Below are 13,375 nucleotides of genomic sequence, written 5' to 3'. Positions count from 1 at the left end.
AAAATTTAATAAATCACATAGACATAGTGCAATTTATTAATGCTTATTGCTGGCTCAATTATCACTTCTTTAAAGAATAAATCATCTTTTTCCTTTACTAAAGAGACAGTTCCGATCATTAATCCTTTAGGAAGATTTTCACTCAGTCCAGATGTATAAATAGAATCGTTTAAAATTACATCATCATTGACCTTTATGTATTCAAAATGAAGTTGTTTTTTTCTTTTTACCATTCCATATATCCCTGAGCGTGAATCTACCGCACTAATGGCAAAACCAGGATTTTCAATTGTTTCAACGACTCCGGCATTTTCCGAGAGTGATTTAACCCTGCCGATGATTTTGTTCTGGAGCACTACTGGTGCATTTTGAGATAATCCATCTTTATACCCCCTGTCAATATACAGAAATCCATTGAAATTCTGCGGGTCTCTGCCAATTACATTTGCCTTCAGAAGTCTCAACTGCAGATATGAAATTGTGTCAGAGACCATTAATGAATTTAAACTGCTTTTTACTATTTGATTTTCAATCTGTAGTTTACTTATTTCTGATTCAAGCAGGTCTATCTTCTTCTGCGAAACATTGAGATACTGGAAATAGTTAAAGATTAGTTTGAGTGGAAAGAGTAAGACCTCAGACAGACGGGTACTTAAATAGAAGTCAACATTTTGATTTAATATAATAAATACAAGCGAAATGACTAATAGGGAACCGAATATTAAGAGTTGAACCCTGGACAACTATTCTCTCTTCAAGGTAAAAATTACTTTTTCATATTTTTGCATATCTTCCAGGATTTTACCTGCACCATAGACAACTGCCTTATTTGGTTCTTCTGCTACGGTGACCGGAAGATTCGTTTCTTCACGGATCAATGTATCAATTCCTCTCAATAACGAACCTCCACCTGCCATATAAATTCCAGAATTAACAATATCTGCAGCAAGTTCAGGAGGAGTCTTTTCGAGTGTAATCCTCACCGCTTCAATGATCATTGAAAGCGGTTCTTGAATTGCTTCTCTTACTTCATGGCTCGTTATTTTTATTGTCTTGGGGATACCTTTTACCAGGTCACGCCCCCTGACCTCCATTGTTTTATCTTCTTCGGTTGGGAATGCATTTCCTATTGCAATCTTTATTTCTTCTGCAGTTTGCTCTCCAATAATTAAATTGTAATTCTTTTTTATATACTGAACTATCGCATCATCCATTTCATCACCGGCAACCCGGATTGAGTTATTTGTTACAATACCGGAGAGTGCAATGACCGCAATCTCTGTGGTTCCGCCACCGATGTCGATAATCATATTTCCCTGGGGTAAATGAACAGGAAGATTGATACCGATTGCCGCGGCGATTGGCTCAGATACGAGATATACTTCTCGGGCACCTGCAGCCTCTACCGAATCCCGCACCGCCCTTTTTTCAACTTCAGTGATACCTGATGGCACACAAATAATGACCCTGGGTCTTGTAAAAAGCTTCTTCTGTTGAATTTTTTCAATAAACGACCTTAATAACAATTCTACCATTTCAAAATCGGCAATGACCCCATCTTTCATCGGTCTGATTGCCCTGATATCTTCCGGAGTTTTTCCCAGCATCCGTTTTGCCTCTTCGCCAACCGCCACACACTTTTTTGTTTTTACATCAACCGCAACCACGGTGGGTTCATTCAAAACAATACCCCTACCATGGACATAAATAAGTGTTGTGCATGTTCCAAGGTCTATTGCGACATCACTTAAAAAATGGCTCCTTAAATTCTTAAAGAAATTGACAATATTGAACCCCAAAGGATGCCTCCTTGCAGTATATATTATCTAATTTTTTAAGAATGTCAAGAAAGACAAGTAATAATTATTATTGTATTGACTGAACAAAAAAACTGAATATATTTATTTGTGGCTAAAAAATTCAAACCAGGACCATATAATTATTGTGATTATCGCTGTGAGCGGTGCAATGAGAAAGAACACTGCCGGGTATATAAAGAAAATCAAGAGCGTTTATTAGAACACTATCTAAAAGGTGAAGACCCGAATGACCCTGATGTATTTTTAAACGATTTAAAAGAAATATTTGAAAAGACACAGGAGATGATAAAACAGGCGGCAGCTGAGCAGGGTATTGACCTTAGTGATATTCCGGACGAAGAGATTAAAGAGGTTGACCCCCGCACATATGTTATATATAACCTTGCCTATGAGTATTTCGATCGGGCGCACAAATTAATAAAAAAATTAGAAGCAGAAGGTATACCCGAAGAGATTGAAGAAGAATTTGAAGATTTTGTCTGGTATCACACACTACTTGTGGCAAAGACCGGAAGATTGGTAAGTAGTTTTGATGACGAATTTTTTGACCCGGAGGCAAAGGAAGTTGAGGAAGAGGGGACACTTCAGGTTATCAACAAAGGTATTAATCTTTCAAAAAACGCCCTTAATAAAATGCTCAATGAATTACCGGACGATTTTCAGGATATAGTTGATTTGCTTGATATATTGAAAAGATTTGAGACCCAGATAAAAACCGATATCAGACAAAAGATTGATGATATACAAGCAAATTATTGATTCTGAAAATTGAGTTTCTGATAACCAAACGGAGTTATCTATAAATGGTTGATAAAATTTTAGAAAATGTAAAAAATACGATTGATGAATACAAAATGTTCAGGGGGGTGCAAAAGGCAGTTATTGGTTTCTCATCCGGTCCAGATTCGGTATGCCTTGTTGATATTTTAAAAAGCCTATACGGAAATAAAATTAAATTTTCTCTTGTGTATATCAATCACGGACTGAGGTCGAATCGAATATTGAAGAAAGAAGAAAGATTGACCGAATATTATGCAAAAAAATATCAATGCGATTTTAAAATAATTAAAATAACTGTTATCAAGGGTAAAAAGGGAATTGAGGCAGAGGCAAGAGAAAGGAGATACAGGGCATTGATTGATTATGCCCAAAGGATTTCTGCACAGAGGATTGTCCTTGGTCATAATCTTGATGACCTCATAGAAACCTTCTTCATAAATCTGATACGGGGTAGTGGTAATATAGGTTTACAGGCAGTACCACCGGTCCGGTTGCCATTTGTCCGACCAATGATTAATGTGAGAAAAAAAGAAATTTTAGAATATCTGAAAAAAAGAAAATTAAAGTTCTCAAAAGATATTTCAAATTTAAATACTGATATTCGCAGAAATTTTATCCGATACAAAATAATACCACAATTTATTAAGTTGAATCCCAATATATATGAAACAATAAAAAGGGAGATAGAAATTCTCCACAATGATGAAGAATTTTTGCAAAAGATAGTTGAACGGGTCTATAAAAAACTTGTTTACAGAAAGAAAGATGGTTTTACTCTTGACTTAGGTCGTTTAATGTATTATAATAAAGCAATAGTAAATAGAGTTGTTATGAAAATTATAAAGGAGTTGAAGGGCGACCTTTCGGGAATTGAGAGTAAACATATATCGGCAGTGTTGAGTCTAAAGGATAAAAGTAGTGGAAGGAAAGTTATTTTGCCTTATAATTTGTATGCACAAAGAATTTTTGATAAGGTTTTTATCGGAATAAAAAATGAGGGGTTAAAAAATAAGTTAAAAATTAAATTAAAGATCGGTGAATCTGTTGATATTGGAAGATTTGTTGTTAAGGGTGAAATTTTAAAAAATTTTGATTTAAAAAAAAGGCAGGATAATTGCGAAGTGTTTGATTTTTCGCAGATTTATCCGCCACTTGTTTTAAGGAATAGAACAGAAGGAGATATAGTCAAGATTAAAAACGGTACAAAAAAATTAAAGAAGATATTGAATGAAAAAAAAGTTCCTGCCAATGAACGGAATAGTGTGGTCGTGTTGTGCGACCGAAAAGGAATACTCTGGGTGATTGGAATTTATCGTGCTTATCGGGCATTTATAAATAACAAGACAAAAGATATACTGAAGGTGGCGCTTGAATATACTTATTAAAGAAGAAGATATTAGAAAAAGGATTAAAGAAATAGGTCTGGAGATAAATAATGACTATAAGAATAAGAATCCCATTCTTATCGGTGTGCTTAAGGGCGCTTTTGTTTTCCTCGCAGACCTTTTACGGGAACTAAATATACCGGTGGAGATAGATTTCCTGGGTATTTCAAGTTATACCGGGACAAAATCAAGTGGTGTTGTCAGAATTACTCAGGACCTTTCTCTTAATATAGAAGACCGTGATATAATTTTGATTGAAGATATTGTAGATTCAGGCAGGACGCTTGATTATATTATCAATAATTTAAGAACAAGAAAACCCAGAAGCATTGCGGTTTGTACATTGTTAAATAAAAAAGATGCCCGTGTGATTGAAGTTCCGTTGACTTATATTGGTTTCAATATTCCTAAGGTATTCGTTGTTGGTTATGGGCTTGATTACGAGAATAAATTCCGCAATTTAAAATACATTGGAGTTTATCATGGCGAATAAGAAACAACCGAAAAGCAAAGCCTGGCAGACAGCAATCGTGTGGACACTTCTCGTGCTTGTTGTCTGGTTCGGGATACAATATTTTTCTGGACAGAGCGGACGTTCGGCAAACATTCCATATTCTGTTTTTATCAGGGAATTGCGAATAAGAAATGTTGAAAAAGTCACAATTTCTGAACGTTCAATAAAAGGAACCTTCCGTAGTCCGATACCTTATGATGGTAAAAATTATAGCGAATTCACGACATTGATACCATTTGAGGATACAAAACTAACTGATGAGCTCTTGAAATATAATGTTGAGGTTTTTGTAAAACAGCGTTCAGGCTGGACTGATATATTAATTGGAATTATTCCCTGGATAGTGCTCATTGGAATATGGGTATTATTCTTGAGGCAAATGCAGTCGGGACAGAATAGGGCTTTAGGATTTGGTAAGAGCAGGGCAAAGATTGTTTTGGAAAACAAACCTTCAACGACATTTAATGATGTCGCAGGTGTGGAAGAGGCAAAGCAGGAGTTACAGGAAGTTATTGAATTTTTGAAAGAACCGAGAAAATTTACCAGACTCGGCGGGCGTATCCCTAAGGGCGTTCTTTTATTGGGACCACCAGGTACTGGTAAGACACTTATGGCAAGGGCAGTGGCTGGCGAAGCGGGCGTTCCATTTATTTCAATCAGTGGTTCAGATTTTGTAGAAATGTTTGTGGGTGTTGGTGCATCCAGGGTCAGGGATTTGTTTGACCAGGCAAAAAGACATTCACCCTGCATTGTATTTATTGACGAGATTGATGCAGTTGGCAGATTACGCGGTGCAGGTCTCGGTGGGGGACATGATGAGAGAGAACAGACTTTAAATCAATTGTTGGTAGAAATGGACGGATTTGAAGTGAACGAAGGGATAATATTAATGGCGGCAACGAATCGCCCCGATATACTTGATCCGGCTTTATTGAGACCTGGCAGGTTTGACCGTGTAATTGTTCTTGATCGACCAGATGTCAGAGGAAGGTTGGGAATCTTAAAAGTTCACACGAGGCGCATTCCACTTGCTCCGGATGTGGACCTTGATATTCTTGCCCGTGGCACACCGGGTTTTTCTGGTGCTGACCTGGCAAATATGTGTAATGAAGCCGCACTTCTTGCAGCACGAAGGAATAAAGACAAAATTACTATGCAGGAATTTGAAGATGCAAAAGACAAGATTCTTATGGGGGTTGAAAGAAAAAGTTTGATAATATCAGAATACGAAAAAAGACTCACTGCATACCACGAATGCGGGCATGTTCTTGTATCAAAATTTCTTTCTGGAATGGACCCAATACATAAGGTTACGATCATACCAAGGGGTATGGCACTCGGTGTAACCCAGGCATTACCGATTGATGAGAGAAGGACATATTCAAAGACATACTGTTTCAATCAGCTCGCATTTATGCTTGGTGGAAGGGTCGCAGAGAAAATTGTTCTTGGCGATCTATCTACTGGTTCGGGTAATGATATTGAAAAGGCAACAAAACTTGCACGCAAAATGGTATGTGAATGGGGAATGAGTGAGAAACTTGGTCCTTTAACCTATGGTGAAAAACAAGAAGAAATCTTTTTGGGTAGAGAGATTGGAATTCATAGAGATTATTCAGAAGAGACTGCCCGGGAGATTGATGAGGAAGTAAAGAATATAATAACAAAGGCAGAGCGGATTGCTGAAGATATAATTAAAAGCAATATTGATAAATTGAAGCTACTTGCAGAAAAATTATTGGAGAAAGAAATTCTTAATGGTGAAGAAATAGATGAGATAATAGGGCTGAAGAAGGCGAGAGATGAAAAGGGTGAAGAAGGTGGAAAAGGGGTAAATAGGGGTGAAGAAGGGAAGGGAAGATAATAATGGACAAGAAAAAAATTGAACAGGCAGTAAGAATTATCCTCAAGGCGATTGGTGAGGATTTGAATCGTGATGGTTTAAGAGATACACCCAGACGTGTTGCAGAAATGTATGAAGAAATATTCTCCGGAGTAAAACAGGACCCCAAAAAGGAGCTCAAGACCTACCGGACAAAAAATGAAGACGAGATGATTTTGATAAAGGATATACCCTTCTATTCAATCTGCGAACATCATTTATTACCATTTTTTGGCAAGGCACATATTGTATATATTCCAAAGGAGAACAGGGTTACTGGTTTTTCAAGTTTAGTAAGGGTTATTGATGTGATGGCAAAGAGGCCATTACTACAGGAGCGCTTGACCCATGAGATCGCTGATTTTTTAATGGCGAACTTGAAACCGATGGGGGTCCTTGTTGTGATTGAGGCAGAGCATTTATGCCTTTCAATGATTGGGGTAAAAAAACCAGGAACTTTGACTGTTACTTCCGCAATTCGCGGTGTGATGCAATCCGCAGCGACCAGGGCTGAGGCATTTTCTTTGATAAAAGGTAAATAGCACGGAGTTGTTAAAAGAAAAGGGGCGGTTCTGCCGCCCCTTTTCTTTTTAATCCACAATTACTTCCCGGGTGAGAAGTATGGAAAATCGGGTTTATTCTGATAAGCGTAGGTTACGTCAACTGTTGCTGCCGTAGAATCGTAAGCATCAATATGGAGTTTCACATAATTGTTCTCTTCGGTTTTAAAGACGATTAGGTCACCAACAACAAACGGCTCATGGTCCTTAGCAATTTCAGATGGTGTAACTTGATACAGACTGTCAAGGTGCTTTTGACCGAAATTTTTCATAAGCGTTGTCCTTGGCGAAAAACCAGATGCAGTTCTTCTTGATGCTGAATTCACCTGGAGTGTGTCTGCGAATCTTTCAAAGAATACATCTGCTCCAGGGAAGACATTTAGAGATTCACTTGTTACCACACCGGTCTCAAATCTCAGACCGCAGTTTTGTTCATTCTGGTTGTTGGGATAAAGTTCAAGATGGACTGTAACTGTAAATTCTGGTCTCGGAGATGCTTTGACAAAAGGAACACTTGTATTATAACTACCAACCTTATCATCTTTGTTTACAGTTCTAACCTGGATATAATAGATACTATCTTTGCTTAAATTGGTGGCTGTGTAAGAATTTGTGGTAATAACTGTTGTGTTATGGGCATTAAGATCTTCGCCATCTTCGGATAAAAGAACAGTTGAATCTGTGGAGACATATACATTGTAACCGCTGAAATCAGAATGTTGAGTAACGGTGGTATCTTCTTCCCAGACTACAGTTACTGATGCAGTGTCCATTATTGTTGCAACAATTTTTGGTGCGGCGAGTTTTTCGGCTTCACCGCCGCAACCAACGAGTATAATCATTGCCATAAAGGCAATAACACCAAACATTAATCTCTTCATTTTTACTCCTTTCATTTTCTGCTGTGCAGAAATAAATTCACACTGATTTTCACGGATGCAAACGGATTATGCCGTTTTACACCCACCGGATGTTCTCAGGCACATCCGCAAAGCCCTTTAAACCACCTTTATGTATTTCCGTCCATCACCTCCTTTTTGAAATAATCTTTTATGATATATTATACCCAATATTCAATTTTTGTCAAGTAGTATTTTACGACTCTTCTTCAAATTTTATAAAATGTTTTATTTGGGTTCAATAAAATCTATGCGTAAGAGTGTAGTGGCAGACCTTGGTCTGCATTAGAACTTGTAGTGGCAGAGTTTACTCTGCAATAATCAATGTTGAGCAAGCTCAACCACTACAGAGTTGAACGATTGATGGTAGTGGCAGACCTTGGTCTGCAGATATTTAAAAGCCGAGTAAACCCCGTTAGAATACTTCGTCTTCTAACAGGATGGCTCAACGGGGCAATCAGCGGACCATTCTAACGGGGTAAACTCGGCCACTACATTTAATCCATATTAATAAATTGACATTAAAAGCTAAAAATGATTTGAATAAAAATGGAAAGGGTATAGGAAAGGAAAATTAAATCTTGACAGGAAAGGTTTTTTAACTATAATTTTAATATAACTGTGGGGGTTTGTGCTAAAGAATTTTGCTTTGCGTGTTACGATTATTTATATGATAGTCGCAGGACTGTATATTATGTTTTCAGACAATATTGTTTTAAAGTTTACAACCGATCCTGCTAAACTTACAGTGATACAAACATATAAGGGATGGGGTTATGTTATTGTAACGGGTTTGTTAATATATTTTTTAATACAAAATCAACTTGCAAAACTCAAAAAGACTGATACCCTTTTAAAAAAGACAGAAGAGTTGAATAAAAAATTGAATAAAATAAATAATGAATTAAAGGAACTTGATCTGCGACGCAATATATTCATTTCTTCAATGGGACATGAGTTAAGAACGCCGCTTAATTCTATTATCGGATTTACTGATGTATTATTAAAAGAATATTCGGGCAAACTCAATGAGGAACAGAAAAAGCAGTTGACGATAGTGAAAGACAGTTCAAGACATTTATTATCATTAATCAATGAATTGATTGATGTTGGTAAGATCGAAATTGCCGGTGAACGATTATCACTTGGTAAATTTGATTTACAAAAATTGATATACGAGACTATAGAATCACTAAAACCGATTGCGGAAAAGAAGGGTATAGCAATTCAAATGAGATCTAAAAGTAAGGTAGAGATTCTATCTGACGAAAAGAGAGTAAGGCAGATTCTTATAAATTTCATAAACAACGGTATAAAATTTACTGATAAAGGGGGGATAGATGTTGATGTTATTGACGGAGAAGATTTTGTGCATATAATAATTAAAGACACCGGCATAGGTATGAGTAAAGAAGATATAAAATATTTATTTGAGCCTTTCAGTATTGGTAAATTTAAAAACAGACCGGATGTAGAGGGTGCAGGTCTCGGATTGTATATCTGTAACCGTATTATAAATTTACTACATGGTGAGGTCTTTGTGGAAAGCGAGTTGAATAAAGGAACAAAGTTCACAATAAAGTTGCCCAAAAAACTGGAGGTACGATGAAGATTCTTGTTGTTGATGATAAAAAAGAAGAGAGGTATCTATTAGAGACCATTCTTAAAAATAATGGATTTGAAATTGTTTGTGCAGAAAATGGGAAAAGGGCGTTAGATATACTCCAGGAAGAGAAGATTGATATAATTATCTCTGATATTTTGATGCCAATAATGGATGGGTATACATTCCTGTCAAAGTGTAAGGGAGATGAAAGGCTTAAAAATATACCATTTATATTTTATACAGCGACATATACTTCAGCAAAAGATGAAGAATTGGGGCTAAAACTCGGTGCCGACCTGTATATTAGAAAACCGATTGAAGTTGATGAATTCCTGAAAATTTTAAAACAGGCAATATCTGATTTTATTGAGAGGAGAACTCTTCCGAGGACAATCATTACTGAAAAAACAGAAGAGGTTCAAACACTTTATAACCAGGTCCTTATTCAGAAACTTGAAAAGAAACTTATAGACCTTCAAAAGATACAATGGCGCTATAATCTTATTATTGATCATATAGATGATTTTATCTACTGGCTTGATGAAAATGGATACTTTACCGCCGTCAATCCGCAGGTTAAAATGTTGGGTTATACACCGGAAGAAATTATAGGAAGACATTTTCGTGAATTCCTTACACCAAAAGGGTTGGAAGTTGCCCAAAAACATTTTGAAAAGGCAAAAGCAGGACAGTCTATGCAGGATGAATATACTGTTGAATTTTTACATAAAGACGGCTCAATTGTATTGTTGAATATAAAGGTATATACAATAAAAGAAAACGGTAAATTTATTGGGAGGTTCGGTATTGCTCGAGATATAACGAAGATAAAAGAAACAGAAAAAAAATTAAAGGGGAGTGAATTTAAATATCAGTTACTTTTTAAAAATATTCCGGTCGGGGTATTTTACTACGACAAAAATTTGATTTTAACTGATTTCAACGAACGTTTTGTTAAGATTTTAAATTCTACTTATGAAAAATTGCATGGTCTTGACCTAAACAAAATTAAAGACAGGCGTATTCTACCTTCAATCAAATCGGTTCTTGAGGGTAAAGAAGGCGAATATATTGGGTATTATGAAGCAACAACCAGCGCAAAAGTGATATATGCAGAAATGAAATGTGCACCGGTATATGATGAGAATAATAATATAGTTGGTGGGATTGGATTGGTTCATGATATAACTGCCCAGCATGATGCTGAAGAAAAGTTGATAGAATCGCTTAAGAAAAATCAGCAATTCCTTGAGGGAACTGTTCATGCCCTTGCTTCAGCGGTTGAAAAAAGAGATCCTTATACAGCGGGCCATCAGAAAAGGGTTGCTCAACTTGCCTGTGCAATAGCTAAAGAACTAAACCTTAATGATGATATTGTTCAGTGTTTGAATATTGCCGGTATTCTCCACGATATTGGGAAGATATATGTCCCGGCTGAGATTTTAAGTAAACCAGCAAGACTTACAAATGCAGAGTATGATATTGTTAAAGAACATCCCAAGATCGGTGCCGAAATTCTTAGACCGATAGAATTTCCCTGGCCGGTTGCGGAGATAGTATTACAACATCACGAAAGATTTGATGGCTCTGGTTATCCTTCTGGTTTAAAATTAGATAAAATTTTGCTTGAGGCAAGGATACTTGCAGTTGCGGATGTGGTTGAGGCAATGATGACCCACAGACCATATAGACCTGCCTGGGGTGTTGATGTAGCATTGAATGAGATCATAACGAATAAAGGTACACTCTACGATTCAAATGTTGTTGAGGCCTGCGTAAGATTATTTAAGGAAAAAGGATTTAAATTTTAGAGTCCTTTATTTTTTTTATATCTTCGGCAATCGCTCTTTTCAGAGATTCATCATCAGTAAATTTTTTTATCGCCCGCAATCTTCGGATAAATTCCACGGTAAGTTCTTGGTTGTATAGGTTTCCTGAAAAGTTTAAGATATGAACTTCAATTTCGTTGTGTTTCAAAAACATTGCCCCCTGATAATTTTTGCTGGCAATTTCAAGATTTACTTCATAGACCCCATCAAGGGGTAATAATTTTTCTTTATCAATTAATAGATTTATTGTTGGGAAACCAATTTGAGCACCTTTACCTTTGCCTTTTATTACTTTGCCCGTGATTGTATATTTTCTGCCTAAAAGTTGATTTGCTGCTGGAATATTCCCGAGTAATAAAAGTTCTCTTATCCTTGTGCTTGATATTACGCCATTCTGGTCTTTTATCCTGGGGATTATTTCTATCGCAAATTTATCACGGGCAAGTTCTTTTAACAGGTTTGCATTTCCTTTACGTCCTTTACCAAAATGAAAATTTTCACCAACGATTACGGCTGCTGGCTTTATTAAATTATAGACCAAATTTACAAATTCTTCCGGGGTTTTTTGTGAGAAATCTATGTCAAATTTGAAGTAATAAACAAAATCAATCCCCAGGGAATTCAGGATTTTTTCCTTCTCTTCTTTTGTCGTAAGGAAGAATATTCCATCTTTATGAAGTATTGATACGGGTGGAGGATTGAACGTGATTATACCAGTTTTTCTATGACCACCTGACAGCTTTTTTATTTTATGTATTATTTCCTGATGGGCAAGATGAATACCATCAAAATTACCAAGGGCACAGATTGAATTAAATGTTAAAGCGTCAGTTCTATTGTATATGACCTGCATTTATGAGTTCTTTAAATAGGGCAGATAATATTTTTTTCTTTGCTAAAGAAAGATTGTCTTTCAATCTTATGCCCGCGGCAAGTCTATGCCCACCACCCCCGAATCTGCGCGCAAAATTATTCACATCAAGTAGCCCATCGCTACGTAGACTTATTCTTATACTGTCTTTTTCTTCACGAAAGAATACAGAGATTCTCACACCCTGTATTGCCTGCAAAAAAGATATGAAATTTTCAGATTCTGATATTCGTGCCCGGTATTTATTCAACATTTTCTGTGTGAGGTACATAGTGCCAATGCCATTTTTTATTTCAATTGTTGCCAGGACAGCACTTAAGAGTTTTGTTCCGGCAATTGTTTTTGCATTCAGTTTTTTAACAAGTACGGAAGGTTCTATCCCGAGATTTATCAAATCAGAACATATACGAAGTGCTGTAGAGGTCGTGTTGGGATAAACAAATCCACCAGTTTCATTATAAATACCTGCATAAAAAATTTCTGCAATTCGTCTTTCAATTTTTATATTAAGTTTTTTAAACAATCCATATATAATTTCACATGCCGAAGATGCTTTTTCATCAATGATTGCAATATTCCCGAATTGTTTATTGCTCCGATGGTGGTCAATATTAATGATAAATTTACCGTTCAAAAAATTTAAATTATATTTTTCTTTTGGAAATATCCTATCAATATCGGCGGAATCTACAGCAATCAAAAGATCAAAATGTTTTATAGATTTTGAGAATGTATAATTTTTCGAAAGGAATTGATATTTCTCAGGCAGGGGGGAATGACAGAAAAGATATGGTTTTGTTTTTTGAAAGTGGTTTACAAAATGAGTCATCAATAATGCAGAACATATTCCATCACAATCAGGATCAATATGAGTTGCAATGAGGATTTTTTTATGTGTCTTTATTGCCTTTATCAATCTCTTCAAGGAGTTTATCAATCTTTTCCCCATACTGTTGACTATCGTCAATCATAAATTTTAAATCAGGAATAAATTTTATTCGAATACGATGAGCAAGGGTGGAACGGATAAAGCCTTTCGCACCTTCAAGAATGTGGAGGTCATTTGTGCTATTTCCCATCGTCGTAAAATATACCTTAGCATCTTTCAAATCGGAAGAAACAGTAACCTTTGTAATGGTAACCATTCCCAACCTTGGGTCCCTTATTTCCTGGCTTATGATCAGGGAAATCTCTCGTGCAATCAGGGATGCAACACGGTCACTTCGCAT

General features: G+C 36.3%; 13 protein-coding genes. 7 read left to right on the top strand and 6 right to left on the bottom strand.

Annotated features, from left to right (window positions below):
* Positions 1 to 5: 5 nt before the first annotated feature.
* Together mreC and ABIL69_05540 are read right to left on the bottom strand one after the other, a co-directional pair.
* Positions 6 to 743: a rod shape-determining protein MreC gene (mreC, locus tag ABIL69_05545; GenBank protein MEO0123453.1), complete on the bottom strand. Its 738-nt coding sequence runs from the start codon at positions 741 to 743 to the stop codon at positions 6 to 8.
* A complete protein-coding gene (locus ABIL69_05540; GenBank protein MEO0123452.1) occupies positions 744 to 1,799 on the bottom strand; it encodes a rod shape-determining protein in 1,056 nt (351 codons plus the stop codon). It lies immediately after the preceding gene.
* A gap of 108 nt (positions 1,800 to 1,907) precedes the next feature.
* On the opposite strand from ABIL69_05540, the gene ABIL69_05535 reads away from it, so the two are divergent.
* Genes ABIL69_05535 through folE form a run of 5 tightly spaced genes read left to right on the top strand, consistent with a single transcriptional unit; the run spans position 1,908 to position 6,923 of the window.
* Complete coding sequence (locus ABIL69_05535) at positions 1,908 to 2,579, top strand: hypothetical protein (GenBank protein ID MEO0123451.1); 672 nt, start codon at positions 1,908 to 1,910, stop codon at positions 2,577 to 2,579.
* A gap of 44 nt (positions 2,580 to 2,623) precedes the next feature.
* Positions 2,624 to 3,985, top strand: a complete 1,362-nt coding sequence (gene tilS / locus ABIL69_05530) for a tRNA lysidine(34) synthetase TilS (protein MEO0123450.1) — start codon at positions 2,624 to 2,626, stop codon at positions 3,983 to 3,985.
* A complete protein-coding gene (gene hpt / locus ABIL69_05525; GenBank protein MEO0123449.1) occupies positions 3,969 to 4,478 on the top strand; it encodes a hypoxanthine phosphoribosyltransferase in 510 nt (169 codons plus the stop codon). The genes tilS and hpt overlap by 17 nt, the downstream gene beginning before the upstream one ends.
* Positions 4,468 to 6,363, top strand: a complete 1,896-nt coding sequence (gene ftsH / locus ABIL69_05520) for an ATP-dependent zinc metalloprotease FtsH (GenBank protein ID MEO0123448.1) — start codon at positions 4,468 to 4,470, stop codon at positions 6,361 to 6,363. Before hpt ends, ftsH begins: the two co-directional genes overlap by 11 nt.
* 2 nt (positions 6,364 to 6,365) lie before the next feature.
* On the top strand, positions 6,366 to 6,923 hold the full coding sequence (gene folE / locus ABIL69_05515) for a GTP cyclohydrolase I FolE (protein MEO0123447.1): 558 nt from the start codon (positions 6,366 to 6,368) through the stop codon (positions 6,921 to 6,923).
* Between the two features lie 59 nt (positions 6,924 to 6,982).
* On the opposite strand, the gene ABIL69_05510 is transcribed toward folE, so the two are convergent.
* The gene (locus tag ABIL69_05510) at positions 6,983 to 7,822 is read right to left on the bottom strand and encodes a fibronectin type III domain-containing protein (GenBank protein MEO0123446.1); all 840 of its coding nucleotides are present in this window, start codon (positions 7,820 to 7,822) and stop codon (positions 6,983 to 6,985) included.
* Between the two features lie 649 nt (positions 7,823 to 8,471).
* On the opposite strand from ABIL69_05510, the gene ABIL69_05505 reads away from it, so the two are divergent.
* Together ABIL69_05505 and ABIL69_05500 are read left to right on the top strand one after the other, a co-directional pair.
* Complete coding sequence (locus ABIL69_05505; protein ID MEO0123445.1) at positions 8,472 to 9,449, top strand: HAMP domain-containing sensor histidine kinase; 978 nt, start codon at positions 8,472 to 8,474, stop codon at positions 9,447 to 9,449.
* Positions 9,446 to 11,257 (top strand): HD domain-containing phosphohydrolase, encoded by a 1,812-nt coding sequence (locus ABIL69_05500; protein ID MEO0123444.1) that lies wholly within the window; start codon positions 9,446 to 9,448, stop codon positions 11,255 to 11,257. The genes ABIL69_05505 and ABIL69_05500 overlap by 4 nt, the downstream gene beginning before the upstream one ends.
* Here ABIL69_05500 and ABIL69_05495 read toward each other — a convergent pair.
* The 3 genes from ABIL69_05495 to rbfA are packed head-to-tail and all read right to left on the bottom strand — an operon-like array spanning position 11,247 to position 13,375.
* Positions 11,247 to 12,128, bottom strand: a complete 882-nt coding sequence (locus tag ABIL69_05495; protein MEO0123443.1) for a bifunctional riboflavin kinase/FAD synthetase — start codon at positions 12,126 to 12,128, stop codon at positions 11,247 to 11,249. The two genes, ABIL69_05500 and ABIL69_05495, sit on opposite strands and share 11 nt — an antisense overlap.
* Positions 12,109 to 13,095, bottom strand: a complete 987-nt coding sequence (locus ABIL69_05490) for a bifunctional oligoribonuclease/PAP phosphatase NrnA (protein ID MEO0123442.1) — start codon at positions 13,093 to 13,095, stop codon at positions 12,109 to 12,111. The genes ABIL69_05495 and ABIL69_05490 overlap by 20 nt, the downstream gene beginning before the upstream one ends.
* A complete protein-coding gene (gene rbfA / locus ABIL69_05485) occupies positions 13,037 to 13,375 on the bottom strand; it encodes a 30S ribosome-binding factor RbfA (protein MEO0123441.1) in 339 nt (112 codons plus the stop codon). Before rbfA ends, ABIL69_05490 begins: the two co-directional genes overlap by 59 nt.

The organism is candidate division WOR-3 bacterium (assembly GCA_039802005.1).
Taxonomy (GTDB): Bacteria; Hydrothermota; Tepidihabitantia; order SM23-42; family JAOAFX01; genus JAOAFX01.
Note: the sequence above shows the minus strand (reverse complement) of the source record. Positions and strands in the feature narration are given on the sequence as shown.